Origin of the sequence: Aestuariimicrobium sp. p3-SID1156 (genome assembly GCF_025144225.1) — a bacterium.
In the GTDB taxonomy this organism is placed as follows: Bacteria; Actinomycetota; Actinomycetes; order Propionibacteriales; family Propionibacteriaceae; genus Aestuariimicrobium.
Window position 1 is genome coordinate 42,023 of the sequence record NZ_JALXXB010000010.1, and the last position, 25,509, is coordinate 67,531.

Genomic DNA, 25,509 nt, shown 5'->3' on the forward strand with positions numbered 1-25,509 from the left:
CACCACTGGAGGAGCTGGTGCCGAGCCCCACAGTGGGTCAGCTGCCGCAGACGGCGGCGAGGTCCTCACTTTCGGGTGCGGGGCTCGACGAAACCACCGGACGCGAGGAGTCGGGCTTGCGGGGGGTCTGTGCGCGGCTGCGGGGGGCGGACGCGCTGGGAGCCTTGCGGGGCGCATCAAGCGCTTCCGATGCCGCGATCTTCTGGGCCACCACCCGCCGGATGACGTCGTACTTCGGGTTGCCCGGGTAGACCAGCGGAGGCGTGAAGGACACCGACATGATCGGCAGCTTCCGCGTCCGGGCGCTGAGCGTGGCCAGCTTGTTGACGTCCTTGGAGGGCACGTCGGTGAAGGCGACCTGCCTGCCCGCGCTGGCGATGTCAGTGAAACGGGTCATCACGGTGACCGGGTCGAGTTGCTGGAGCATCGCGTTCACCACGCACTTCTGCCGCACCATGCGCTCGAAGTCGGAGGAACCCTCCCGGGAGCGCGCGAACCAGAGGGCGTGGTAGCCGTCGAGGTGGACGTCCTTGCCGGGCTCGATCCAGCCGCGGATGGGCGAGGTGCCGCCGCCAATGGGGACGCGCTTGTTGATGTCCAGGCGGATCCCGCCGACCGCGTCGATGACGGAGCTGAAGCCGGCCAGATCGACCATGATCGTGTAGTTGATCCCCAGGCCCAGGGTCTCGGAGACCGCCTCGCGCATCGCCTGCAGACCCGGGTCGTCCACCCCCGGGTAGAGGTCGGCGTTGTCGGTGCCCAGGGTGTAGATCGCGTTCAGCATGCAGGAGTGGTCGGGGCACTCATAACCCTGCGGGTACTTCTCGCGCAGGGGCGAGGTCGCTGGGAACCGCACGCCCTCGAGGTTGCGCGGCAGGCTCAGCATCACGGTGCGTCCGGTGACGTCGTCGACCGAGGCGACCATGATCGAATCGGGACGCAGCCCCACCCGGTCGTCCCCGGCATCTGCGCCCAGCATCAGGATGTTGTAGCGGCCCTGGTGCGACGTGGAGTTGCCCCCGCCGCGCAGGACGGTGTCGAGCAGGTCGCCCTGGGCGCGGGCCGCCTGGCCCAGTCCGATGCTGCCGGCGAGGACGGCCAGGGCGGTGACCAGGGAGGCGATACCGAAGCCGAGGCGCCGGCGGCGGTCCATCTGCAGCGGTTGGGCGATTCGCCAGGCGTCGATGATCAGGTAGGCCTCCCCGACGCCGAGGGCAATCACCAGGGGCTGGAGGAGCTTGTAGAGGGCGCCGCTGGCCAGCAGGGTGACCAGGGCACCGCGCCAGAGCAGGCCGGTGACCGCCAGCAGGACCAGACTGGTGAGGAGGACGGCCCAGATGCGCAGGGCCACGCGTCCCACCGTGCGATTGCCGCCCTGGAGTTGGGCGCTGCCGGGCAGGAGCAGGGTGCTCAGGACGAGCCCGATGCCTCGACGGAGCGTCACACGGGAGGCGCGGGCGGCGGGATTGGCCAGGTCGAAGCGATGGGCAGGCATCGGGTCGTGCAGACCTTTCGGCGGGGGGAAGACCTGCGCTCGGGGGCGCAGCTCGAAAGGGCGTGATCCAGTATGTGTGCGCCGCACCGCCGTGGCATGGATGCCTCGCCGCGAAACGGAAAGAACCCCGGCTTCTGCCCAGGGCGGTCCGCTGGGGGCACCTCCTACGATGGGGCTCGTGAACGATCGACCCGGTGACCGCGACGAGGACCTCGACTGGCTCTACGGACGCGAGTCCAGGCCCGAACCCGAGGACCCGCCGACCCGGGTGCTCCCCAGTGAGCAGCCCTACCAGGCCCCGCCGCCACAAATTCCCCCCTACCGCCCGGCACCAACTCGCCCCGCGCCCGCTCCCCAGCAGCGCCCCGCGCAGCCGCGAGCACGCCGTCGCCGTCGCTTTCCTCTGGGCAAGCTCTTGGCCACCCTGCTCGTCGCCTACCTGGCGTTCATGGTGGCGACCCCGTTCTGGCATTTCGGACGCGCGAACCGGATCGATGCCATGCCCGCCGGGGAACGCCCCGCCGAGCAGCCGGGCAAGGTCTTCCTGCTGGTCGGCAGCGACTCCCGGGAGTCGCTGACCCCCGAGCAGAAGAAGAAGTACGGCACCGGGTCCGCAGAGGGCGCCCGCACGGACTCGATCCTGATGCTGGTGGTTCCGAAAACCGGCAAGCCGGCGCTGATCAGCATCCCGCGCGACTCCTACGTGCCCATTCCAGGTCACGGCAAGAACAAGATCAACGCCGCCTTCGCCTTCGGGGGCCCCACGCTGCTCGTCGAGACCGTCGAGCAGGTGACCGGGGTGCGGATCGACGGCTACCTGCAGATCGGCATGGTCGGGTTCGCCGAGACCGTGGACGCCGTCGGCGGCATCCAGATGTGCCTGGACAAGCCGATCAAGGACAAGAACTCCCACTCCGACTTCCCCGCCGGCTGCCAGCAGTTCGACGGCCGCGACGCCCTGTCCTATGTCCGGATGCGCTACGCCGACCCCACCGGCGACCTGGGCCGCATGAAGCGCCAGCGCGAGGTGATCGGGAAGGTCGCCGCAAAGGCCGCCTCCCCGGCGTCCCTTCTGCCCTGGCGCTGGTGGGAACTGAACCGTGTCGGCGGACAGATGCTGGTGCGCGACAAGGGCACCTCGACCAAGGACGTCGCTGATGCGGCGCGTGCCTTCCTGTCCGTGTCGAAGGGTCAGGGCTCACAGCTGATGGTGCCGATCTCGGACCCCAACGCGACCACCTCGGCGGGCTCCTCGATGATCTGGGACAGGGAGAAGGCCCTCGAACTCTTCGGGATGGTCAAGGAGGGCAACACCACCGGGATCGAGAAGTTCGTCAAGCAGTAGGCCGCTGGGCCCCGCGCACGACCTCGCCCTTGGCGAAGGCGGCCTGGCGCAGGGACTCCTGGAAGTCCAGGACCTTCTGGGTCAGTTCCGGGTTGCCGGAGGCGAGCATGCGGGCGGCGAGCAGCCCCGCATTGCGCGCATTGCCGATGCTCACCGTCGCCACCGGCACCCCTGCCGGCATCTGGACGATGGAGAGCAGGGAGTCCATCCCGTCCAGGTACTTCAACGGCACCGGCACCCCGATCACCGGCAGCGGGGTCAGGGACGCCAGCATGCCGGGCAGGTGGGCGGCTCCCCCGGCGCCGGCGATGATGACGCGCAGACCGCGGGTGTGCGCCCCTCGGCCGTAGCGGACCATTTCCTCGGGCATCCGGTGGGCGCTGACGACGTCGGCCTCCCAGCCGATGCCGAATTCGTCCAGGGCGGTGGCCGCGGCTTCCATGGTCGGCCAGTCGGAGTCCGACCCCATCACGATCCCGACCTCAGTCACTCCACGATCAGGCATTGGCGTCTCCCATCAGGTAGTTGGCGGCGTGGGCGGCGCGGCGCCGCACCAGCTCGAGGTCGTCGCCGAAGGCGGTGACGTGGCCCACCTTGCGACCGGGACGCACGGATTTCCCGTAGAGGTGGGCCCTCAGCTCGCGGTCGCGGGCGTAGCAATGGACCAGTGCGCCGGTCAGGTCCTCCTCGGCGCCGCCGAGAACATTGGCCATCACCACCGCCGGGGCACGCAGACCGGGGTTGCCCAGCGGCAGGTCGAGGACCGCTCGGACATGGTTGTCGAACTGGCTGGTGAGGGCACCGTCAATGGTCCAGTGGCCGGTGTTGTGCGGCCGCATGGCCAGCTCGTTGACGACGACCGACCCGTCGCGGCGCTGCATCAGCTCGACGGCGAGCATGCCGACGACACCGAGCTCCCCCGCGATCCGCAGGGCGAGCTGCTGCCACTCGGCCTCCTGCTGCTCGCTCATCCCGGGAGCGGGGGTGAGGGTCTCCACGCAGATGCCATCACGCTGGATCGACTCGCTGATCGGCCAGGCCGCCGCCTGCCCCTGGGGGCTACGGACCACCAGGGCGGACAGCTCACGGGCGAAGTCGACGAACTCCTCGGCAACGATCTGGACGCCCTCGCGGCTGATCGCCCCGCCATCGACGGTGGAGGCCGGACCGGCCAGCGCCTCGAAGGGTTCGCCCACGTGGTCTGGCGAGTCGATCTTCCACACACCCTTGCCGTCGTAGCCGCCGCGGCTGGTCTTGGCGATGACCGGCCAGCCGTTCTCGTCCCCGAAGGCCTGCAGGTCCTCGGGGGTGGCACAGACCCGCCAGCGCGGGTTGGGGGCGCCGATCTGTTCCATTCGGGCCCGCATGACGGCCTTGTCCTGGGCGTGGATGAGGGCCTCGGGGCCGGGCCGCACGGCGATGCCGTCGGCCTCCAGTTCGGCCAGGATCGCGGTCGGCACGTGCTCGTGGTCGAAGGTGATGACATCGCAGCCGCGGGCGAACTCCCTGACCACCGCCGGATCGTTGTAGTCGCCGACGGTGACGTCGTGGATGACCTGGGCGGCGGAGGTCTTGGGGCCCTCGGCGAGCAGCCTCACCGTGATACCCAGCGAGATGGCGGCCTGCTGCATCATGCGTGCAAGCTGCCCCCCGCCGATGATGCCGACCACGTACTGTCCCTGGCGTCCGGTTGAGTTCACGCAGGTGACTTTATCTGGTGCCAGACTGGGGCCCATGGACGCGAAGCACCTTGCCCCCGGAGAGACCGTCGTGCGCACCATGCGTACCCACTGGAAGGCCATGGTCTTCCCGGTGATGTGGTTCATCCTCGTGCTGGGCGGCGTGATCGCCGGGCTGATCTACCTGCCGGAGGACTGGAAGCCCTGGGGCATCTGGGTGCTGGTCGCGCTCGGCGTGGTGCTGGCCATCGCATTGTTCCTGCTGCCGCTGCTGCGCTGGCTGAGCACCACCTACACGATGACCACCAAGCGACTGATCACCCGCACCGGCATCCTCAACCGCAAGGGTGAGGACCTCCCGCTCGGTTCCATCACGAATGTGATCTACGACCGTGACCTGCTCGACCGGATCCTGGGCTGCGGCACGCTGGTGCTGACCAGCTCAGCCACCAACCCGGTGGAGCTCTACGACATCCCCCAGGTCGAGAGGGTGCAGGTGGAGATGACCGAGCTGCTCAATGGCGGTCGCGACTACTGAGCGGCACCAGTGGGGCGCAGGTGGAAGACGTCGCCTGCGACAAAGGTCCTCACTCCCTCATGTGTCCGCACCTGCAGCGCTCCGGACTCGTCGACCCCCACCGCGCGGCCCAGGACATTGGTCTTCTCGTCGAGTTGGACCCTGACGTCCTGCCCGATGGTGGCACACTCGCGCCCGTAGGCCTCGCGCAGGTGCCCACGCTGTGCCCAGACCTGGTAGAGCTCGGCGAGATTGTCCAGGACGCCTGACAGCACGGCGTCCTTGTCGGCATTGAGCCCGGCCCCGGCCAGCGAGGTGGCAGTGGGCACCGGTAGCTCCTCGGGGGCCAGCGCGATGTTGATGCCCACCCCCAGGACAGCGGCGGGTCCGGTGGGCGTCTCGACGCGTTCGCAGAGGATCCCGCACAGCTTCCCGGGGCCCGGTTCGCCCTGGATCAGGACGTCATTGGGCCACTTCAACACCACCCGTCCGGACGCCTGCGGGCTGGTCACCCGGACGGCTCGTTGCACGGCCAGGCCGGCGAGCAGCGCCAGCCAGGACCAGTCCGTGAAGGGGCGGGTCGGGCGCAGCAGTACCGAGAGCCCGACCGATGCGCCGGGAGGAGCCTGCCACCGACGCTCGAAGCGGCCGCGTCCGGCGGTCTGGTGCTCGCTGATCAACGCATAGCCTTCCGGCATGCCCTCCTGGGCGGCCTGGGCGACGTCCCGGTTGGTGGAACCGGTCTCGGCCACAGTGTGCACGAGGGTCCAGAAGGAGGGCAGGGCAAGGGCGGCGCGGATGCGGCCGGCGTCGGCCGGGAGGGGTGCTGTGGTCACCGATCCACCGTAGCGACCCGTCACCTGTGAGAGATTTCACAAACCAGCCTGTCCGGGACCGCCGGAGTGAGGTCACTCGAGCTGGGGCGGGCGCTAAGGTCAGCACATGGACATCGACATCCACACCACCTCCGGCAAGATCGCCGATCTGGGGCGTCGAATTGACGAAGCCGTCAACGCCGCGTCCCCGGCAGCCGTCGAGAAGCAGCATGCCAAGGGCAAGATGACCGCAAGGGAGCGGGTGCTGGAACTCCTGGACGAGGGTTCTTTCGCCGAGCTGGACCAGTTCTCGCGCCACCGCTCGACGGCCTTCGGCATGGAGAAGAAGCGCCCCTACGGTGACGGCGTCGTCATCGGCATGGGCTCCATCCATGGCCGCCCGGTCTGCGTGTTCAGCCAGGACGTCGCGATCTTCGGCGGCGCCCTGGGCCAGGTCTACGGCGAGAAGATCGTCAAGATCATCGACTTCGCCATCAAGACCGGCTGCCCCCTGATCGGCATCAACGAGGGTGGTGGTGCGCGCATCCAGGAGGGTGTGGTCTCGCTCGGCCTCTACGGTGAGATCTTCCGCCGCAACACCCACGCCTCGGGTGTGATCCCGCAGATCTCGCTCATCATGGGCGCTGCGGCCGGTGGCCACGTCTACTCCCCCGCCCTGACCGACTTCATCGTCATGGTCGACCAGACCTCCCAGATGTTCATCACCGGCCCCGACGTCATCAAGACCGTCACCGGTGAGGACGTCACCCTCGAGGAGCTCGGCGGAGGCCGCACCCACTCGCAGAAGTCGGGTACCTGCCACTACCTTGCGGCCGACGAGCACGATGCCCTGGAGTACGTCCGCGACCTGATCAGCTACTTGCCCCAGAACAACCTGGAGGAGCCCCCGGTCTACGAGGACGCCGAGGTCGACCTGACCATCACCGACCACGACCGCCAACTCGACACGATCATCCCCGACTCGCCGAACCAGCCCTATGACATGCGGATGGTCATCGAGACGGTGTTGGACGACGACGAGTTCCTGGAGGTCCAGGAGCTCTACGCCGGCAACATCATCTGCGGCTTCGGACGCATCGAGGGACGCCCGATCGGCGTCGTCGCCAACCAACCCTCGGTCTTCGCCGGCTGCCTCGACATCAACGCCTCGGAGAAGGCCGCCCGATTCATCCGCACGTGTGACGCCTTCAACATCCCGGTGCTGACCTTCGTCGACGTCCCCGGCTTCCTGCCCGGCACCGACCAGGAGTACAACGGCATCATCCGCCGCGGGGCGAAGCTGATCTACGCCTACGCCGAGGCCACCGTCCCGCTGGTCACCGTCATCACGCGCAAGGCCTATGGCGGCGCCTACGACGTCATGGGCTCCAAACACCTGGGTGCCGACGTGAACCTGGCGTGGCCGACCGCCCAGATTGCGGTCATGGGCGCCGAGGGCGCGGTCAACATCCTCTACAAGAGGGAATTGGCCGCCATCGAGGACCCGGAGGCCCTGGCCGCCCGGCGCGCCGAACTCATTCAGGAGTACAACGACGAGCTGGCCAACCCCTATGTCGCCTCCGAGCGTGGCTACGTGGACCAGGTCATCTACCCCCACGAGACCCGCGCCGAGATCATCCGCGTCCTGCGCCTGCTCCGCAACAAGCGCGAGACCCTGCCGCCCAAGCGCCACGGCAACATCCCGCTCTGAGGTGACCACGGTGAGCAACACGACTGCACACGACGTGACCGGGAACGAGGACAGGGTCGAGGCTGCGACCCCCGCCTTCGCCGTGACCAAGGGCAACCCGACCGACGAGGAGATCGGGGCAGCGATGACGGTGCTGGCCATCGCGCTGGCTCCGCGCCCCAATCCGCGTGCCGCCAGCGACCGACCGGTCGTCGGTGGCTGGAACTCCTACCACCGGGTCACCCGCCGCGAGCACATCACCGGACCCGGCGCCTGGACCGCCCGTTGGTGATCCCACGCCGGGAGCCTTCGGCGTCGGATGCGTTTGGCCTGATCGCCACACCGACCCGAAGGGGTGTGCCACGCTGGTGCGACAAGCCCCACGAAAGGCACATCCATGACGCTCGCGAACGAGATCCTTGGCCGCATCGACACCGCGCAGCTGGCGCAGGCGGTCGGCACCGACCAGGCCAGCGCCGAGGCTGCTGCCCGAGACGCCGTGCAACTGCTGCTCGGTGGCATGCACCGCAATGTCCAGTCCCCCCAGGGCGAGTCGGCCCTGGCCGGTGCATTGGAGGACCACGCGCGACAGAGCTCGCTGTTCGAGCGTGGTGACGTCAACCTCGACGAGGTGGACGTCAACGACGGCTCCCGGATCGTGGATCACGTGCTGGGCACCGATGACGTCACCTCCCTGGACGCCGCCCACTTCGGCGGGCTGCAGGCTGCCTCCGGGCAGGACGCCCAGCTGCTCAACAAGGTGGTCAAGTACCTCGCGCCGCTGGTGTTGGCCTACATCGCCAAGCAGATCACCGCGAACCAGGGCTCGATCCTGGACAAGGCGAAGAACGACCCCCAGGGTGGCGGCGGCATCCTCGGCCAGATCCTGGGTCAGGTGCTCGGCGGAGGCCAGTCCGTCCCGCAGACCTCCCCGGCCCAGCCTGCCCAGCCGACCCAGCCTGCCCAGCCCACCGTGCCGGTGGACTCGAACTCCGGTGATGGCGAGCTGCGCATCGACCTCGGCGACGAACCCTCGACCCGCGATGCCCAGCAGCGCCAGGCCCCCCAGCAGGATGGTCGCGGCGGCGGCATCCTCGGCCAGATCCTGGGAGGCATGTTCGGACGCTGATCCGTTCCGCCCGCGCTGGATAGGCTGAGGCCGTGCGCTTCATCCTGGCCTCGAAATCCCCCGCCCGCCGAGAGACCCTGCGCCGCGCCGGGCTGCGGCCCGAAGTGCTGGTCTCCGGCGTGGACGAGGACCGCGTCCACGCCGACAAACCCGCCGACCTGGTGGCACTGTTGGCCGAAGCGAAGGGGGATGCGGTCGCGGCGACCCTGCGCGTCCACGAGCCCACCGCGATGGTGGCCTGCGACTCCCTGCTGGAGTTCGAGGGCCGGCCGAACGGCAAGCCGGGGTCCGCGCAGGAGGCCATCGCACGCTGGAAGCGGATGCGCGGGCAGAGCGGCGTGCTGCACACCGGTCACCAGGTCTCGGTCTGGGTACACGGCCAGGACGACAACTGGGTGCGTACCACGATGACCCGGGTGGCCTCGACGACGGTGACCTTCGCCGACCTGACCGACGCCGAGATCGCCGCCTATGCCGCCACCGGCGAGCCGGAGCGCGTCGCAGGCGGCTTCACCACCGATGCCTATGGCGGACCCTTCGTGACCCGGATGTCGGGCGACCCGCACAATGTCGTCGGGATCTCGCTGCCCCTGGTGAGACAGATGCTGCTGGACCTGGGTGTGCAGTGGCATACCCTGTGGCCGAAGGTGACCCTGCCTGATGAGTGATGTGCCCGCTGAGCCCCTGCTGCAGGAGGCCGTCGTTGAGCGCGTCGCGGCAGCGATCGGGGACCAGTGGTGCTCGGCTGCCAGCGTGGTGGTGCTGCACGAGGGACGGGTGCTGGCCCGCCATGGGAGCGGGGTGCTGGGTCGTATCGGCGATGATGGTCAGGCGCTTGCCGACCCGCAGCCCTCCGACATCCACACCTGGTTCGACCTGGCCTCGGTGACCAAGGTCTTCTCGGCCGTCACTTTGCTGACCCTCGTGGAGCGGGGTGTTCTCGGTCTGGACGCCCCCATCGGCGTCCACCTGCCCAGCTTCGCCGACGGCGAGCGGTCCCAGGTCACCCTGCGGATGCTGCTCAGCCACACCTCCGGTCTTCCTGCCCAGTGGTGGGGGTGGCGGACACCCCTGGGGGCGGCGGGTCGCGAGGAGTTGCTCGAGGACCTGCTGGCAACCCCGCTGGTGCACGCCCCGGGCAGCGCCTGGGAGTACTCCTGCGTCGGCTACAACACCGCGATGGCTCTCGCCGAAGGGGCAACGGGACGCCCCTGGGCGGAGCTGGTGGCTTCGTTGGTGCTCGAGCCGTTGGGGCTGGGTGACCACATCGCCTTCGTGCCCGGTGGGTTGGTGGCCGCGACCGAGTACCAGCCGGAACTGGGCCGCGGGGTGGTGCAGGGCGTGGTCCATGACGAGTCGGCCTGGTCACTGGGAGGCGAGTGCGCGAACGCAGGACTGTTCGGCGCCGCCGATGGGCTGGCCCGGTTCGGTGAGCTGGTGCTGCTGGACCAGTTGCCCTGCTCCAGCCTCCCACTGTTCGAGAACGCGCTACCCGAGGGGATGACGCTCGACGTCGCCGGCCATTCGCTCGGCCTGCGGATCGCAGAGGAATGGATGCACTCCCCGCAGGCCCGAGGACACACCGGTTTCACCGGGACCTCGCTGATGGTGGATCGTTCCCTCGGCCTGGTCGTGGTGGTGCTGGCCAACCGGGTGCACCCGAGACGGTCTGCCGAGCAGATGCACCGGCTGCGCCAGGAGGTTTCAGGGCTGGCGGTGACGGCGGTCAGGGCTTCCGACGCAGGGTGAGCCCGGCGAGTTCGGGGCTGGTGGTCACCGCCCCCTCCCAGCCTTGCACAAGGAAGGTCATCGAGCCCTCGCGGGAGACGACCTCGCGCAGCCCGAGGGCGTCCCGATGCTCGGAGAGATAGGTGACCAGACGCCGACCGTCCGCCGAGGCGACCACCAACGTGACGACATTCGGCTGATCGATCGTGCGCAGGGCGACGATGTCGGCGGGGATCGAGAACCCGGCGGGCCCGTTCCGGATACCGCGGTCGGAGAGCAACTGTCCGCCGTCAGGAGCGCTGGCCCGCGGCGTGCTGGAGGGCGCCGGCTCGCTGGCAGGCGCTGAGCAGCCGACCGTGGTCGCCGCCACGGCACAGGCCACAGCGATCGCCAAGCCGCGAACAGCGGTTGGCACAGGAGTGGTCACGAGCACCCAGCCTAACCTCAGACGTGCTCAAGGAAGTCGCGCAGCATCCGGGAGCCACCCTCGACCTGGCTGACCGGGACGCGCTCATCGACACCGTGATAGCCAGCGGCGACGCGCCCTTGCGGGTCAGGTGGGGCGGGGGTGAAGCCGTAGGTGTCCATGCCGAGCGGCGCGAAAGCCTTGTTGTCGGTACCCCCGCCCATGCAGCCGGGAATGACGATGCCCTCGGGGTCGTGGCGGTGGATGCACGCGACCATTGCCTCCCACCACTCCCCCGTGATGGGCGATTCCAGCGGCGCGCCGCGAGTGGTGTACTCCCATTCGACCTGGTCACCGAGCAGCTCGCGAAGGGTCTGGTCGACCAGCTCGACGGTCCCGGGCGGACAGCGGACGTCGACCTCGGCGATCGACTCCCCGGGCACCACGTTCACCTTGTACCCGGCCCTGAGCACGGTTGGCGTGGCCGAGGGGCGAATGGTCCAGCGCATCGGGCCGGCCACCTCGGGGCCCAGCCAGTCGACGAACCCACCCATCGACTCCTCGTCGGCGCTGTCCAGGGGGTGGCCGAGCGCGGCAGCCAGTTGCTCATAGTGCGCGCGGACCACCGTGCTCATCGTCAGCGGCCACCGGTGCGAGCTGAGGCGGTGGAGTGCCCCCACCAGACGGCTGACCGCGTCCTGGCCCGAGGGACGTGACCCATGCCCTGAGGTGCCGGTGGCACGCAGGCGGAGGTGCATGGTGCCCCGCTCACCGGCGTTGATGGTGTAGACGTTCACCCGACGCTCATCGAGCCCGGTCAAGGTCTGGCACATGCCGCCGTCCTCGCCGATCGCCAGTTCGAGGCCCTCGAACAGGTCGGGGTGGTCGCGGGCCAGCCACTGGGCGCCGTAGGCGCCGCCGTCCTCCTCGTCGGCCACGAAGGCCATGACCACGTCGCGACGGGGGCGCGTCCCTTCGGCGCCCCACGCCAGCAGGGTGTGCACCATGCACGCGGCTGACCACAGCATGTCCTGGGCGCCTCGCCCCCACACGTAGCCCTCAGCCACCACCGCCCCGAACGGGGGAACGCTCCACTGCTCCGGCTCGACCGGGACGACGTCGGTGTGCGCATGCACCAGGACCCCGGGCAGGTCGGGCTCCGAGCCCGGCACCCGGATGACCAGGTTCAGGCGATCGGGGGCATCCTGGCGGTGCAACAACTGGGGCTCCCAGCCCGCCGCGCGGAGCAGGCCGGCGATCCAGAGCACACACTCTCGCTCACCCGCGCTGCGTCCATCGCCGTGGTTCGAGGTGTCGAAACGGACCAGCGTCTGGAGGAGCTCAACCGGACTGGGAACACTCACCCGCCCAGCCTGCCATGTCCGACAGGGGTCAACCGCGTCGCTTCCGAACAACGGCGGCCCGGTAGGTGGAGACCGTCGGGTCGCCGGTCACCCAGAACCGCCAGGGATGCGCTTCGGCGTCACCCCCGGCCCCGGACACCCCCACCCGAGGACCACTGGAGATGTCCCCGGGGGGTACCTCGGGCAACTCCAGGGCTACGGTGTGCCCGTCGATGGGATGGCCGCTGAAGGAGCCGTCCAGTCCCAGACAGGAGGCCAGTCGCGCCGGTCCCCGGGCCAGGTCCACATCGCGCTTCGCTGCGGGACGCCGGGAGCGGGCGACCTCCAGCCCTTCCACCACGCGTCCGCCACGCACCAACACGGCAGAGGCGCGGCCATCGCTGCCGGTGACGATGTTGGCGCACCAGTGCATGCCGTAGCTGAAGTAGACGTAGAGGTGACCGGCCGGCCCGAACATCACTCGGGTCCGAGGTGTGGGCCCCCGGTAGGCGTGCGAGCCGGGATCCTTCGCGCCGTCGTAGGCCTCCACCTCGGTCAGCTCAACCGACACCAGCTCCCCATCCACGACCGTCCGTAGCCGCGCCCCCAGCAGCGCAGGCGCCACCTCGAGCACGGGTCGGGACAGCAACTCAGGTCCGGGCATCGCCCCATTCTGGACCGTCCATGGGCTGTCGGGGGCACGGGACAGTGAAGATTGCCACACTTGGGACAACTCGCGTCCCAGCCCCGGACTGCTGGTGGAGCCCTGCGCACGGATACCTTTAGACTCCTGCACAGAGGTGGCCAACGGGGGCCACGGGCCCGTGCGCCGGGCGGAACGGAGGTCATGATGGGAGCCATCCGCAAGGTTCTGATCGCCAACCGTGGAGAGATCGCGGTTCGAGTGATCCGCGCCGCTCGCGATGCCGGCATCCAGAGCGTGGCGATCTACGCTGATTCGGATTCGAAGTCGTTGTTCGTGGACCTCGCTGACGAGGCATTCTCGCTGGCAGGCGCCACGCCCGCCGAAACCTACCTCAACATCCCCAAGATCCTGGACGTCGCCCAGCGCTCTGGCGCGGACGCGATCCACCCCGGTTACGGCTTCCTCGCCGAGAACGCCGACTTCGCCCAAGCCGTCATGGACGCCGGCTTGACCTGGATCGGCCCCCCGCCCTCGGCCATCGATGCCCTCGGCGACAAGGTCAAGGCCCGCCACATTGCCCTCAAGGTGGGCGCTCCCCTGGTCCCGGGGACCCCCGACCCGGTCGCCAATGCCGATGAGGTCGTCGCCTTCGCCCAGCAGCATGGCCTGCCCATCGCCATCAAGGCCGCCTTCGGCGGCGGCGGTCGCGGCCTCAAGGTCGCCCGCACCATGGAGGAGGTGCCTGAGCTCTTCGAGTCGGCTACCCGTGAGGCCGTCACCGCCTTCGGCCGCGGCGAGTGCTTCGTCGAGCGCTACCTCGACAAGCCGCGCCACGTGGAGACCCAGTGCCTTGCCGACACCCACGGCAATGTGGTCGTCGTCTCCACGCGTGACTGCTCCCTGCAGCGCCGCCACCAGAAGCTGGTCGAGGAGGCTCCTGCCCCCTTCCTGAACGAGCAGCAGCTGCAGACCCTCTACTCCTCGTCCAAGGCCATCCTCAAGGAAGCCGGCTATGTCGGCGCCGGCACCTGCGAGTTCCTGGTCGCCCAGGATGGCCTGATCTCCTTCCTCGAGGTCAACACCCGCCTCCAGGTGGAACACCCCGTCTCCGAGGAGGTCACCGGCATCGACCTGGTTCGCGAGATGTTCCGCATCGCCGCCGGCGAGGAGCTGGGCTATGACGACCCCGAGGTTCGCGGCCACTCGATCGAGTTCCGCATCAACGCCGAGGACGCCGGCCGCAACTTCATGCCTGCTCCCGGCACCCTGGTCACCTGGCATGCGCCCAGCGGCCCCGGTGTCCGCGTGGACGAGGGCTACCACGCCGGCATGACCGTCCCCGGCACCTTCGACTCGCTGGTCGCCAAGGTCATCGTGACCGGCGCCAACCGCGGCGAAGCCCTGCAACGTTCGCGCCGCGCGCTCTCGGAGATCACGCTGGAGGGCATGCCCACCGTGATCCCCTTCCACAAGGCGGTCCTGGAGGATCCGGCCTACACCGCCGAGAATGGCTCCTTCGACGTCCACACCCGCTGGATCGAGACCGAGTTCACCGGCCAGATCGCTGCCTACAGCGGTCTGCTGGGTGAGGCCGAGGATGTGGCCGAGCCGCAGGTCGTGACCATTGAGGTCAACGGCAAACGCCTCGAGGTCAAGATCCCCGGTGACCTGTCCGTGGGACGCGGTGCGGCTCCGGCGAGGGCCAAGAAGCCCACCAAGCGTGACCGTGGCGGTGGCAAGGTCGCAGCCCCCTCGGGCAATGCGGTCGCCGCCCCGATGCAGGGCACCGTGGTCAAGGTCGCCGTGGCCGACGGGGACATCGTGGAGGAGGGTCAGCTGGTCGTGGTCCTCGAGGCCATGAAGATGGAGCAGCCGATCAACGCCCACAAGGCCGGCACCATCACGAGCCTTGCCGTGGAGGCTGGTGCCACCGTCACCGCCGGCCAGGTCATGTGTGAAATCGCCGACGCGGAGTGACCGAGAAGAACCCACCAGGGTGACTCTCGTCGCCGGGGAGGTTGTGACCGGGCAGGCTGAGAAATGCACAGACTGCCTAGTCACAGCCGCCTGTTCCTGTGAATCGCGGTGATTTGCCACCCCACCATTGCACGGTCAACCATCGGGGGACAGACTGGTAGGCGTGTCCACTGCCCTGATCCTCGTGATGATTGCCGGCCTCATTGGCCTCGCAGTCGTTCTCAGGGCATTTCATCGTCACGAAATGGACGCCCGGGCGATACGCCTGCGCGACATCGATGCCCTCACCCGCTCCCGTGCCCTGGCCCAGTCCGACCTCGCCCTGCTGCGGACCGACCTCACCCTGCACTCGTCGCAGCTCGCGGAGCTGTCCATGATGGATCCCGAACTGGCCCAACCGATGCAGGAGTACCTCACCGAGCTGGCCGGTAGTGTCGACGAACTGGCCACCGAGCTGGCCGTGGCAGAGCACTCGGGGGACATCCAGCAGGCCACCCAGGCCATGTCGCACACCCGGCAGGCCCTGGCCACCCTCACCTCGATCCTGCTGGCCGAGCCCAGCCCTCCCGTGCGCCCGCCCTGCTTCTTCAACCCCAATCACGGGCCGAGCAGCACCATCGTGGTCTGGACGGGCGAGGACGACCGCCCGGTGCGCGTCCCCTGTTGTGCAGCCGATGCTGAGCGCCTGCGCTCGGGTGCAGCCCCATACTCGCGGACCGTGGCTGCCGATGGTGTCCGAGTGCCCTGGTGGCAGGCCGGCCCGACCGTGCGCCCGTGGGCCATGGGCTGGTTCCACGACTGGCTCACGTCGAGCGCGTCGCGCACCGACCTGGGCGAGTCCTTCCCCAGCCTGTTCGCCGAAGAGCTGCCCCGCGCTGTCTGACCGCGTCCGCCTGATGAGGTCTGGGTCAGTAGGGCATGCCCGACGCGCGGCGCTTGTGCAGCTGGCGTGCGGCTTCGGCGATGGAGCCCGACATCGAGGGGTAGACGGTGAAGTCGTTCGCCAGTTCGTCCACCGTGATCCGGTCACCCACGGCGATCGACACCGAGTGGATCAGTTCCGAGGCGTGCGGAGCGACCACGACGCCCCCCACGATGATGCCGGTGACCGGCAGGCAGAAGAGCTTCACGAAACCGTCATGCACGCCCTGCATCTTCGCGCGGGCATTCGACTTCAGCGGCAGGGTCAGAACGCTGGCCCGGACCTCCCCCGAGTCGATTTGGGCCTGGGTGACGCCCACGGTGGCGATCTCAGGTGAGGTGAAGACGTTGGAGCTGACGGCCTTGAGGTCCAGCGGGCTGACCGCGTCCCCGAGCGAGTGCCACATGGCGATGCGGCCCTGCATCGCCGCCACGGACGCCAGTGCGAAGACGCCGGTGCAGTCCCCTGCGGCGTAGACACCGCGCGCGGTGGTGCGGGAGACCCTGTCGGTGACGATGTGGCCGGATTCGGTGACCTGGACACCCGCCTCCTCCAGGCCGATGCCGCTGGTGTTGGGGATGGCGCCCACCGCCATCAGGCAGTGGGATCCACGAACCTCGCGGCCGTCCTGGAGGTTCACGACGACCTCATCACCCTCGCGGCGGGCAGCGGTGGCGCGGGAACGCGACATGATCTCCATGCCACGTCCTTCGAAGACCTCCTGGAGCACGTCGGCGGCGTCTTCGTCCTGGCCGGGCAGCACCTTGTCACGGGAGCTGACCAGCACAACGTCCACGCCGAGCTCGTCGTAGGCCGAGGCGAACTCCGCGCCGGTGACCCCCGAGCCGACCACGATCAGCTTTTCGGGGAGCTCGGTGAGGTTGTAGACCTGCTTCCAGTTCAGGATGCGCTCTCCGTCGCACTGCGCGCTCGGGAGTTCGCGCGGGGTGGTGCCGGTGGCGATGAGGGTGATGTCGGCCTTCAGCGTTTCCTCGGTGCCGTCAGCCCCAGTGGCGATGACCTCTTCGGTGCCGTTGAGACGACCGGTGCCCTTGATGACGCGGATGCCCTGGGTGCGCATCTTCTCGGTGATGTCGGCGCTTTGCGCGGCGGCCAGGTCCATGACGCGCTCGTTGACCCGGGCGAGATCGACGTGGACCGAGGAGGCGACGCCGCTGTCCTCGCCGGTCTCCCAGACGCGCAGGCCGAGCTCCTCGGCGCGGTGGATGGTGCTCATCACCTCAGCGGTGGCGATCAGGGTCTTCGAGGGAACGCAGTCGGTCAGCACGGAGGCTCCACCGAGCCCTTCTCGTTCGATGATCGTCACCTCACCGCCAAGCTGGGCTCCAACGAGTGCGGCCTCGTAGCCGCCGGGTCCTCCACCAAGAATCACAACGCTGGTCACAGGCCCATTCTGTCAGAGTTGGGGCTGCCGGTGACCTGTGACGAGGCCCTTGCCTATTGTGGACCCTGTGAAGATTGACACCGAGCCTGCGCAGCCCCCCGCCCCCGACCCGTTCGCCCTCGCCCGCACCGCTGCGGACGCACTGCGCGTCACGACCGGCATCGACTCCGCCGACCTGGCTCTCGTGCTCGGGTCGGGTTGGAAGTCAGGGACCGATCTGCTTGGTGAGCCGCTGGCCTCCGTGGACCTGGCCGAGCTGCCCGGGTTCAGCGCGCCGGCCGTCGCAGGACATGGCGGCCAGGTGCTGGTCGTCCGTACCCCTGCCGGGAAGACGGCGCTGGTCTTCACCGGGCGGACACACTTCTACGAGGAGAAGGGCGTGGACGCCGTGGTTCACGGCGTCCGGACCGCTGCTGCCCTGGGCGTGAAGAGGCTTGTGCTGACCAATGGCTGCGGCGGTCTCAACCCGGCGTGGGGGCCGGGGACTACCGTGCTGATCCGCGACCACATCAACCTGACCGCTGCTTCACCGCTGCACGGCGCAACCTTCGTCGACCTCACGAACGCCTACAGCCCGGAGTTGATCGCTCTGGCGCAGGGTGTCGATCCCACCCTGCAGACCGGCGTCTACGTGCAGTTCCGCGGACCACACTACGAGACCCCGGCCGAGGTGCGCATGGCCGGGATCATCGGCGGAGACCTGGTCGGCATGTCCACCACCCTGGAGACCATCGCCGCCCGCGAGGCCGGCATGGAAGTACTGGGGATCTCCCTGGTCACCAACGCCGCCGCGGGCGTCACCGATGCCCCGCTGGACCACAGCGAGGTGATCGCTGCCGGGCAGGAGGCCGCACCCCGCCTGGCCCGACTGCTCGCCGACCTGGTGGAGGTGCTGTGATGAGTGAGTCCGCAATCGACCCCGGCCTGCTGGCGCGGGCGGAGGCGTGGCGACAGGCCGATCCTGATTCGGCCACTGCGACAGCCCTCGGGGGGCTGATCGAGTCCGCCCGTGCCGGCGACGCGGCTGCCCTCACTGAATTGCAGGACGCCTTCGCTGGACCGCTGACCTTCGGCACGGCGGGCCTGCGCGCAGCGCTCGGCGCAGGTCCGGCCCGGATGAACAGGGTGGTGGTCTCCCAGGCAGCCGCGGGATTCGCGCAGTGGCTGAAGGCCCATGGGCACGCAGGCGGTCGCGTCCTCATTGGTTTTGATGCCCGCTACAACTCCGACGTCTTCGCCCGGGACACCGCCGAGATCATGCAGGCAGCCGGTTTCGAGGCACTGCTGACCGACCAGCCCACCCCGACCCCGGTGGTGGCCTTCGGGATCCAGCAGTTCGGCTGCGTCGCCGGCGTGGTGGTGACGGCCTCGCACAACCCCCCACAGGACAACGGCTACAAGGTCTATCTGGGTGACGGATCGCAGATCGTGCCCCCCACCGATGCCGAGATTGCCGCCTGCATCGCCGAGGTTGCCGCCGAGCCGATCAGCCAGGTGTCCCGAGATCCGGGCTACCGGGTTATCGGTGAGGAGCTGGTCGCCGCCTACGTCCAGCGTTGTGGCGAGCTCGTTCCCGAGAATGCCCCCCGTGAGCTCTCCTGGGTGTACACCGCCATGCACGGCGTGGGCGCCCGGGTGGTCAACCGCGCCGTGCATGCGGCGGGGTTGCCGGCTGGCATCAGCGTCGCGCAGCAGAACGACCCCGATCCCGCTTTTCCCACCGTCGCCTTCCCGAATCCGGAGGAGCCCGGTGCCATCGACCTTGCGCTCGCGCTCGCCGAACAGACCGGTGTCGACGTCGTCGTGGCCAATGATCCGGACGCCGACCGCTGCGCCGTGGCCGCCGTGATGGGCGGCAGCTGGCGAATGCTCTCCGGTGACGAGCTCGGTGCGCTGCTGGGTGATGACTTCCTGCGGCGCGGCGTCCAGGGTGTCTACGCCAGTTCCGTGGTCTCCTCGACCCTGTTGGGGCGTATGGCGCAGCAGGCCGGGCAGCCCTTCGTGACCACCCTCACCGGCTTCAAGTGGATCGGTCGGGTCCCCGGACTCGCCTACGGCTACGAGGAGGCGATCGGCTACTGCACCGACCCTGCCCGCGTCCCCGACAAGGACGGCGTCACCGCGCTGGTGAACATCCTGCGGATCGTCGCCGACCTCAGGGCCCAAGGACTGACCATTGAGGACCGCTTGGACGAGATCGCCCGCACTTTCGGGCTGCACGCGACCGCTCCACTGAGCGTCCGCGTGACTGACCTGACCATCATTTCGGACGCCATGGCGAGGCTTCGGGCCAATCCCCCGTCAACCCTCCTGGGCTCCACGGTCACCGTCATCGACCTCGCCGAACCGGGCCCGGACTCCCACCTCCCGCCGACCAATGCTGTCGAGATCACCGGCGACAGGGTGCATGTCGTCGTCCGCCCCTCGGGCACCGAGCCCAAGCTCAAGTGCTACCTCGAGGTTCGCGGCACCCCGGACGCCGCCCAGGTCGACCTCCCCGGCGAACGCGCCCGTATCGCTGCCGAACTCAGCCAGCTGCGCGAGGAGATGTCGGGGGTCCTGGGACTGTCCTGAGGTCAGTCCCCGCCAGACATGTCGAAACGGCGACGGGGGTCAATGGGATCGTCATTCATGTCGTGACGAAGCGTGCTGGCTCGGTGAAGTATGGCCATTCCGTGGCGAAGGCGACCGCGAACTCGGCGTAGGCCTTGCAGCCTCGCATCACCTGCTGGGCGGTGTAGTAGTCGACATAGCGAAAGCCGTAGGTCTCGCCACGAGCGAAGGCCTCGCCCTCGATCGCCCCGCGCCACCGCTCGTGCGCTTCGGCGCTCACGGGCACGTGTGTGGTGGGTCGAAAGCCCTCCTCGTCCTCCCAATTCTCAGCGAAAAGGAGGTGCGGGATCCCGTGTCGTTGATGCTCGGGGTCCTCGCCGTCCGTGTGCCATCCTGGAAGGCCCGAGAGCAGCCGGGCTCGCACGGCCAGTCGCGAAGCATTCTCATGATCAGGGTGCATCGAGTGATGCCAGTGAGCGATCAGCACATCCGGTCGCCACCGCCTCAGCGTCAATGCCAGCCGTTGGGCCAGAGCCTCGTCATGCACCAGAAAGCCGTCGGACTGATCCTCCCAGCAGTAGAACTCGGCCCCGATGGCATCAGCGAAGGCGCGTCCCTCCGACAATTTCTGCGCCGCATACTCCGGCACACTCAGCCGGGGATGCCCCCGTTCGCCAGGAGTGAGCGCCAGCAAAATGCTCCGGCCGCCTGCCAGGACGTTCTGCGCCAATACCGGTCCAGCCGCCAGGTCCATGTCACCAATGTGGCCGCCGACGGCGACCATGGTCACCCCTCCGCTCGACATTCCTCAGAGGTCCTTCCGCAGCAGCTGGAATGTCCGATTGACCCTCCAGCCAGCCCTTTCATACATGGTGAAGGCCGGGCCGTGGGTCTCGCCCCACAGGAAGTAGGACTCGCTTGCACCCTCTCGCGCCTGCTGGGCCATCGTCTCCGCCAGCAGGATCGCACCCAGCGCCTTACCGCGTTGGGAGGGGTCGACGCCGATGGGGCCGAAGCGTCCGATGTCTCCGTCATAGCTGGCGAAGGTGGAGAAGCCCACCACTGCGCCCTGCGGGTCTCGACACAGGACAATTCGATCGGGTCGGGCCCGTCGACGGGATTCCTCGCGGGCAATGTCACCCCAATCGGGAGCGACCTTCTCCGCTGCCCACTGGATCAGCTCAGGCAGGTCGCCCCACCCTGCCGGCCCGATGGCATATCCCTCCTCGAGGCGTTGCTGCTTGAGCTTCGCTATCGAGTCGGGGATGGTGTCGCTGATCGGTGCACTCTGACCCACGGAGGTGATGCGGACCTCGAAGCCCTTCGACGCCAGCAGTGACATCGCGTCGGGGTAGGTCTCCGCGTCCAGACCGGGAACGAAGTAGCCCGGAGGATAGGCGCAGAAGTCAACACGTTCCGCGCCGCGCGCTTCAAGCCAGGCGATCGCAGTATCCACGAGGGCACCGCCCACACCCTGTCGACGATGCGTCGGCCCCACTGCCAGCAACGTGATCCAGCCGGTTCCCCATGGCAGCGGGACGCGATGGGGCCCAGCGAGGACGGCGTAGCAGACCCCCATCACCTCTCCGGTCGTTTCTTCGATCGCCACGAGCAGCCCTTCCCGATGGAAACCCTCGTCCAACAGGATGTGCTGGGCGAATCGCTCCTGGGAAATTTCTTCCCGGGGACATGCCTCTGAGAGCACATCAATGATTCCTGGAAGGTCATCTGCGATGAAAGGCCTGATGAGCCACCTGCGATCTGCCATGAAGCAACACTCCTCTGTGTCCCCGGTCATCCCTACCCGTCCTCAGAGTCTGTCATCAACTTTCTTGCATGGCAACGATTATGGAGGAAATATTTGCTCACTGGACGCTGCTGCGTTTCTGGGTCGTCACTCCGCGCGGGGGCCTCACATCCGTCCCGGGACGGATCCGATGTGACACCGGACTGGGTACCGTGGGAGCCATGTCTCGTCTGCGCACCCTGTCGCTCGCCCTATGGGCCGCCCTCCTGTCCATCAGCTGGACCGTGAGCGCCGCGGTGCCCGCCCACGCAGACGATGACGAGACGCCCAAGAGTTGGCGAATCACCCGCTATCACGTGACGGCAACCCCCAACAAGGAGAACGGCTCGACCGAGGTCATCGTCGACCTTGACTTCGACTTTTCACGGGACGCCGGTCACGGACCCTTCATCGTCCTGCCCACCCGTATGCGTTCGCCCAACCCCGACCAGTGGCGCATGCTCGACACCGACATCCAGGACGTGACCAGTTCTACCGGGGCCAACACCGAGCAGATGGTGAAGTCGGAGAGTGGCAACCTGGTCCTGCGCATCGGACGCAAGGGGACCAAGTTCACCGGCGTCCAGAACTACAAGGTCACCTACACCGTCCACGGGATCCTCTATCCGGACCACCCCGAGTCGAAGATGGACGAGTTCAACTGGAATGCGGTCGGCAACGGCTGGCAGGTCCCGATGAGCAACATCAAGGTCACCCTCAACAGCCCGGCCCTGCCGCGTAAGACGGCCTGCTTCTACGGCTCGAAGTTCACCAACACCTGCTCCGCCCCGGCTCCTGCCCGCAGCATGGTGTGGACCCTGGACCACCTCGGCAAGGAGCAGGGCCTCCAGGTGGTGGCCGGTTTCCCGGCCGGCACCTTCGAGAATGCCGACTTCCGCACCACGAAGCGCTACCACATGGGCAACATGTTCCCGGTCAACGCTCCCAGCGTCGGCGGCGCGGCGCTCGTCGGCGCAGCGAGTATCGGCGGTGTCCTCGCGATGAGCCGGCGGGGGCGCGACCGGGCCTGGGCCGGGCTCGCGCCGGGCATGGTCCCCCTCTCAGGGGACGCCCCCACAACCACACGGCGCAAGACCACCACTGCCGTCGCCTTCCGCCCGCCGAAGGGTGCCCGCCCCGGCGAGATCGGCACCCTCATCGACGAGAAGGCCGACCTCAAGGACGTCACCGCGACCATCGTCGACCTGTCCGTCCGCGGCCACCTGACCATGGAGCAGATCGACTCCAAGAACCAGCGACTCACCCTGACCGGACGCGCCCCCGACGAGCTGGCCCCCTACGAGAAGAACCTGGTGGAGGAACTCTTCGGTAGCGGTACCTCCATCACCACCAAGGACCTCAAGAGCAAGAGCCGCGGCAAGGCCCTGCCCAAGTGCCAGGAGGAGCTCTACGAGCGTGTGAGCACTCCGCCCCTGTCATGGTTCCGGTCGAACCCGAACACCACGCGCACACTCGCCGCCGTGGGAGGTGTCATGCTCACCCTGCTCGGAATCGGCCTGTGCATCGCCTTCGGCTTCCTCGGTTACGGGCTCATCCCCCTCGGGGTGGTCGCCGCAGGCGTCCTGCTGGCGGTCCTGAGTGGCACCTTCCCGGCCCGCACCCCGGCAGGGTCCGCGGTTCTGGCCGAAGCTGAGGGGTTCCGCCTCTACTTGACCACCGCCGAGGCCGACCAGATCAGGTTCGAGGAGGGCATCGACGTCTTCAGCCGCTACCTCCCCTACGCAATTGTCTTCGGGGTCGCCGAACGCTGGTCGAAGATCTTTGAGAAGCTCGCCGCCGAGGGGCGCTACACCCCCGACACCTCCTGGTACGTGGGCAACTACGGCTACGGCATGGGTTACGGCTTCGCATCCAGCTTCGACAGTTTCACCTCCTCCATGGAATCGGCCATCCAGGCGAGCACCGCGGCAGCCAACTCCTCGTCCTCCGGCGGGTCCGGCTTCAGCGGCGGCGGTGGAGCAGGCGGAGGTGGTGGCGGCGGCTGGTGAGCCGGTGTGGTGAGGATATGCGCACACTCGCTACCCTCACTCCCATGCGCACCCTCATCCTGGTCGCCGGCCCCTCGGGGAGCGGCAAGTCGCGGCTGTCTGGGCAGACCGACGTTCCCCAGGTCCAGCTCGACGACTTCTACTTCGATGATGACCATCCCGACCTCCCGGTGACCGAGCTCCCCGGGGGCACCCGCATCATCGACTGGGACGATCGGCGAAGCTGGAACCTCCAGGCAGCCGTCAGCGCCCTGGAGGAGATCTGCCGCACCGGGCGCGCCACCCTCCCCAGCTACGAGATCTCCAGCAATCGGGCCGTCGGCACCCACGAGTTCGAGGTGGGGGACGCCACAGCGGTCATCGGGGAGGGCATTTTCGCGATCGACCTGCTGGAGCCCTGCCGAGCCGTGGGTCTCGACGTGGTCGCCATCTGGCTGGACCGCCCGCGTTGGTTCAACTTCGCCCGCCGCCTCCAGCGTGACCTGCGCCAACGGCGCAAGGCCCCGGGCGTCCTGGTGCGCCGCGGGTTGGCACTGGCCCGTCACGAGCCAGAACTCCGCCGCAGTGCCTTGGCGAGGGGGTTCACCCCCTACTCGATGCAGGACGCCGCTGCCGCGATCCGCCGCTTCGGCTGACCGGCCGGGCCCCAGAGGCGGCTGGCACCCCACAGGGTGACGTCATCCACATGGTTTACGCCGCCACATGGTGCCTCTCCGACCTCCCGCCTAGCGTGGAAGGGAAAGGTGGTTCCGTGACTGCTACATCCTCCCAGGCGCCTGCTCCATGACCGCCTCGGGCAGCGGCGGAGCGGGAGGAAGCTGCACGGTGCGCTGGCTGGTGGCCACCAACTCGCTGACCGTGGCTCCCAGCCGGTCGGTGGTGGCTGTCATGGCCTGCTGGGCGGTCACGATCGCCCCGACCACCTGCTGGCGGGCCTGCTCGCCATAGCGCACCGCGTCCTCGATGGCGGTGGCCTGCACGTCCAGGGAGGCCGCCACGTCCAGGATCGTTTCGGGGCGCAGGGTCGGGGTCTGCATCTGGCGTGAGCTCTCCCCCACCGACCGCCCGGACGCCTGCGCGTAGGCGGACAGCACCTCGTTCGCACCGTCCGAGACCGCCTGCTGCAGACCGGCCGCCTGCTGGGCCTGGAGGAGCAGCCCCCATTGCGCGATGGTGAGCTTCATGGTGGGGATGGTGAGGTTCACCAACAACGCCAGACGCTGCCCCAACCCGTAGTGCAGGGAACGAATGTTGCGGATCTGGGGGCTGGTCGACCAGGCCACGAAGAGCCGCTGCTGGAACTCGTTGATTCGGGTCTGCAGAGCCATCATCAGGTCGGTGACGCGAGCCCGCTCCTCCTGCTTTCCCCGATGGTCGGGTAGGGAGGGATCGACGACAAGGGAATCGGCGTGGTCGCGTGCCTCCTCCAGCACGGCCTCCATCACCGCGATCACGCCCACCAACTGGCTGATGGCCGCCTCGTTGGCCTTGTAGAGCTCGTCGCAGAGCACCACAGTGCGCTTGAGCTCCATCTGTTTGCTGGACAGCTGTCCGGCGACCCGGTCCAACTGTTGCTCCACGGAACGGGCCTCCTCGAAGAGCATCTGCACAATGTCGCGGCCCCGGCGGAACACCCCGCGCACCGAGTCCATGAACCGGTCGAAGGTCTCGCGGACCCTGGGGTCGGCGGGGTCATAGTTGTGGCGGAAGGCCCGCATCCGGTCGTTGATCTGGTGCATGATCGCGGTCAGCTCCGGAATCCTCACCGGGCCCACCTCGGTGAAGATGCGGTTGACCTGAGCGTTCAGAGCGGCCAGGGCCTGGTCGCCGAAGGTGGCCAGCTTGTCGGTGTCGTCCAGCATCGCGGGGAACTGCTGCTTCGCGACCGTGCGTGCCTGCTGCTGCTGGGCAGGACTCAGCATCGCCAGGCAGGACAGCTCTGCGGAGCCAGCCCCCTGTGCGGCACGTTCGGCGAGCGCCGCGACTCCGCTCTCAGCGGCGCCTTCGGGCTGGGCGGGTGCGCCGGTGATGGCGCTGAAGTCGATCGACATCTCAGACATGGGA

Annotated in this window: 24 protein-coding genes; 13 read left to right on the plus strand and 11 right to left on the minus strand. The window is 68.3% G+C overall.

Going from position 1 to position 25,509, the window contains the following annotated elements; translation table 11 throughout:
* Positions 1 to 37 precede the first annotated feature (37 nt).
* Complete coding sequence (locus M3G03_RS10765) at positions 38 to 1,495, minus strand: LCP family protein (protein WP_259809778.1); 1,458 nt, start codon at positions 1,493 to 1,495, stop codon at positions 38 to 40.
* Positions 1,496 to 1,673: 178 nt separating this feature from the next.
* On the opposite strand from M3G03_RS10765, the gene M3G03_RS10770 reads away from it, so the two are divergent.
* Positions 1,674 to 2,840 carry an LCP family protein gene (locus tag M3G03_RS10770; protein ID WP_259809779.1) on the plus strand — a complete coding sequence of 389 codons (1,167 nt, stop codon included), beginning with the start codon at positions 1,674 to 1,676 and terminating at the stop codon, positions 2,838 to 2,840.
* On the opposite strand, the gene purE is transcribed toward M3G03_RS10770, so the two are convergent.
* Positions 2,830 to 3,345 (minus strand): 5-(carboxyamino)imidazole ribonucleotide mutase, encoded by a 516-nt coding sequence (purE, locus tag M3G03_RS10775; protein ID WP_259809782.1) that lies wholly within the window; start codon positions 3,343 to 3,345, stop codon positions 2,830 to 2,832. The two genes, M3G03_RS10770 and purE, sit on opposite strands and share 11 nt — an antisense overlap.
* Positions 3,338 to 4,642 carry a 5-(carboxyamino)imidazole ribonucleotide synthase gene (locus M3G03_RS10780; RefSeq protein ID WP_259809784.1) on the minus strand — a complete coding sequence of 435 codons (1,305 nt, stop codon included), beginning with the start codon at positions 4,640 to 4,642 and terminating at the stop codon, positions 3,338 to 3,340. Before M3G03_RS10780 ends, purE begins: the two co-directional genes overlap by 8 nt.
* Between M3G03_RS10780 and M3G03_RS10785 the strand changes: the two genes are divergently transcribed.
* Complete coding sequence (locus M3G03_RS10785) at positions 4,575 to 5,057, plus strand: PH domain-containing protein (protein WP_259809786.1); 483 nt, start codon at positions 4,575 to 4,577, stop codon at positions 5,055 to 5,057. The genes M3G03_RS10780 and M3G03_RS10785 overlap by 68 nt on opposite strands.
* Here M3G03_RS10785 and M3G03_RS10790 read toward each other — a convergent pair.
* On the minus strand, positions 5,051 to 5,872 hold the full coding sequence (locus tag M3G03_RS10790) for a biotin--[acetyl-CoA-carboxylase] ligase (protein WP_259809787.1): 822 nt from the start codon (positions 5,870 to 5,872) through the stop codon (positions 5,051 to 5,053). The two genes, M3G03_RS10785 and M3G03_RS10790, sit on opposite strands and share 7 nt — an antisense overlap.
* A 106-nt stretch (positions 5,873 to 5,978) precedes the next feature.
* Here M3G03_RS10790 and M3G03_RS10795 point away from each other — a divergent pair, with 106 nt between their 5' ends.
* The 5 genes from M3G03_RS10795 (at position 5,979) to M3G03_RS10815 (ending at position 10,419) form a co-directional block, all read left to right on the plus strand.
* Positions 5,979 to 7,562 (plus strand): acyl-CoA carboxylase subunit beta, encoded by a 1,584-nt coding sequence (locus M3G03_RS10795; RefSeq protein WP_259809788.1) that lies wholly within the window; start codon positions 5,979 to 5,981, stop codon positions 7,560 to 7,562.
* A 10-nt stretch (positions 7,563 to 7,572) separates the two neighbouring features.
* Positions 7,573 to 7,833 carry an acyl-CoA carboxylase subunit epsilon gene (locus M3G03_RS10800; RefSeq protein WP_259809789.1) on the plus strand — a complete coding sequence of 87 codons (261 nt, stop codon included), beginning with the start codon at positions 7,573 to 7,575 and terminating at the stop codon, positions 7,831 to 7,833.
* Positions 7,834 to 7,938: 105 nt separating this feature from the next.
* Positions 7,939 to 8,670, plus strand: coding sequence for a DUF937 domain-containing protein (locus M3G03_RS10805; protein WP_259809791.1), 732 nt, complete (start codon positions 7,939 to 7,941; stop codon positions 8,668 to 8,670).
* Positions 8,671 to 8,702: 32 nt separating this feature from the next.
* Entirely contained in the window at positions 8,703 to 9,338 is a 636-nt protein-coding gene (locus tag M3G03_RS10810) for a nucleoside triphosphate pyrophosphatase (RefSeq protein ID WP_259809793.1), read from the plus strand.
* Complete coding sequence (locus M3G03_RS10815) at positions 9,331 to 10,419, plus strand: serine hydrolase (protein ID WP_259809794.1); 1,089 nt, start codon at positions 9,331 to 9,333, stop codon at positions 10,417 to 10,419. Before M3G03_RS10810 ends, M3G03_RS10815 begins: the two co-directional genes overlap by 8 nt.
* On the opposite strand, the gene M3G03_RS10820 is transcribed toward M3G03_RS10815, so the two are convergent.
* From M3G03_RS10820 to M3G03_RS10830, 3 genes are read right to left on the minus strand one after another with little or no spacing between them, the layout of a single operon-like run.
* Positions 10,397 to 10,825: a hypothetical protein gene (locus M3G03_RS10820; protein ID WP_259809795.1), complete on the minus strand. Its 429-nt coding sequence runs from the start codon at positions 10,823 to 10,825 to the stop codon at positions 10,397 to 10,399. The two genes, M3G03_RS10815 and M3G03_RS10820, sit on opposite strands and share 23 nt — an antisense overlap.
* 17 nt (positions 10,826 to 10,842) lie before the next feature.
* Positions 10,843 to 12,168, minus strand: a complete 1,326-nt coding sequence (locus tag M3G03_RS10825) for a M20/M25/M40 family metallo-hydrolase (RefSeq protein WP_259809797.1) — start codon at positions 12,166 to 12,168, stop codon at positions 10,843 to 10,845.
* Between the two features lie 28 nt (positions 12,169 to 12,196).
* Positions 12,197 to 12,811, minus strand: coding sequence for a DNA-3-methyladenine glycosylase (locus tag M3G03_RS10830; RefSeq protein ID WP_259809798.1), 615 nt, complete (start codon positions 12,809 to 12,811; stop codon positions 12,197 to 12,199).
* Positions 12,812 to 12,997: 186 nt separating this feature from the next.
* Here M3G03_RS10830 and M3G03_RS10835 point away from each other — a divergent pair, with 186 nt between their 5' ends.
* Both M3G03_RS10835 and M3G03_RS10840 read left to right on the plus strand, forming a co-directional pair.
* The gene (locus M3G03_RS10835; RefSeq protein ID WP_396121945.1) at positions 12,998 to 14,770 is read left to right on the plus strand and encodes an acetyl/propionyl/methylcrotonyl-CoA carboxylase subunit alpha; all 1,773 of its coding nucleotides are present in this window, start codon (positions 12,998 to 13,000) and stop codon (positions 14,768 to 14,770) included.
* Positions 14,771 to 14,933: 163 nt separating this feature from the next.
* On the plus strand, positions 14,934 to 15,653 hold the full coding sequence (locus tag M3G03_RS10840; protein WP_259809800.1) for a hypothetical protein: 720 nt from the start codon (positions 14,934 to 14,936) through the stop codon (positions 15,651 to 15,653).
* 25 nt (positions 15,654 to 15,678) lie between these two features.
* Here the strand turns inward: M3G03_RS10840 and M3G03_RS10845 are convergent, their stop codons facing one another.
* Positions 15,679 to 17,097, minus strand: a complete 1,419-nt coding sequence (locus M3G03_RS10845; RefSeq protein ID WP_259809801.1) for an NAD(P)H-quinone dehydrogenase — start codon at positions 17,095 to 17,097, stop codon at positions 15,679 to 15,681.
* Between the two features lie 73 nt (positions 17,098 to 17,170).
* Between M3G03_RS10845 and M3G03_RS10850 the strand changes: the two genes are divergently transcribed.
* Together M3G03_RS10850 and M3G03_RS10855 are read left to right on the plus strand one after the other, a co-directional pair.
* Positions 17,171 to 17,995: a purine-nucleoside phosphorylase gene (locus M3G03_RS10850; protein ID WP_259809868.1), complete on the plus strand. Its 825-nt coding sequence runs from the start codon at positions 17,171 to 17,173 to the stop codon at positions 17,993 to 17,995.
* Positions 17,995 to 19,671, plus strand: coding sequence for a phospho-sugar mutase (locus M3G03_RS10855; RefSeq protein ID WP_259809802.1), 1,677 nt, complete (start codon positions 17,995 to 17,997; stop codon positions 19,669 to 19,671). The genes M3G03_RS10850 and M3G03_RS10855 overlap by 1 nt, the downstream gene beginning before the upstream one ends.
* A gap of 55 nt (positions 19,672 to 19,726) precedes the next feature.
* Here the strand turns inward: M3G03_RS10855 and M3G03_RS10860 are convergent, their stop codons facing one another.
* The gene (locus M3G03_RS10860) at positions 19,727 to 20,455 is read right to left on the minus strand and encodes a PIG-L deacetylase family protein (protein WP_259809803.1); all 729 of its coding nucleotides are present in this window, start codon (positions 20,453 to 20,455) and stop codon (positions 19,727 to 19,729) included.
* A 3-nt stretch (positions 20,456 to 20,458) separates the two neighbouring features.
* On the minus strand, positions 20,459 to 21,418 hold the full coding sequence (locus M3G03_RS10865) for a GNAT family N-acetyltransferase (protein WP_259809805.1): 960 nt from the start codon (positions 21,416 to 21,418) through the stop codon (positions 20,459 to 20,461).
* A gap of 200 nt (positions 21,419 to 21,618) precedes the next feature.
* Between M3G03_RS10865 and M3G03_RS10870 the strand changes: the two genes are divergently transcribed.
* Together M3G03_RS10870 and M3G03_RS10875 are read left to right on the plus strand one after the other, a co-directional pair.
* On the plus strand, positions 21,619 to 23,445 hold the full coding sequence (locus M3G03_RS10870; RefSeq protein WP_259809807.1) for a DUF2207 domain-containing protein: 1,827 nt from the start codon (positions 21,619 to 21,621) through the stop codon (positions 23,443 to 23,445).
* Positions 23,446 to 23,462: 17 nt separating this feature from the next.
* The gene (locus tag M3G03_RS10875; RefSeq protein ID WP_396121946.1) at positions 23,463 to 24,080 is read left to right on the plus strand and encodes a uridine kinase; all 618 of its coding nucleotides are present in this window, start codon (positions 23,463 to 23,465) and stop codon (positions 24,078 to 24,080) included.
* A gap of 123 nt (positions 24,081 to 24,203) precedes the next feature.
* On the opposite strand, the gene M3G03_RS10880 is transcribed toward M3G03_RS10875, so the two are convergent.
* Positions 24,204 to 25,505 carry a toxic anion resistance protein gene (locus M3G03_RS10880; RefSeq protein ID WP_259809811.1) on the minus strand — a complete coding sequence of 434 codons (1,302 nt, stop codon included), beginning with the start codon at positions 25,503 to 25,505 and terminating at the stop codon, positions 24,204 to 24,206.
* Positions 25,506 to 25,509: the final 4 nt, after the last annotated feature.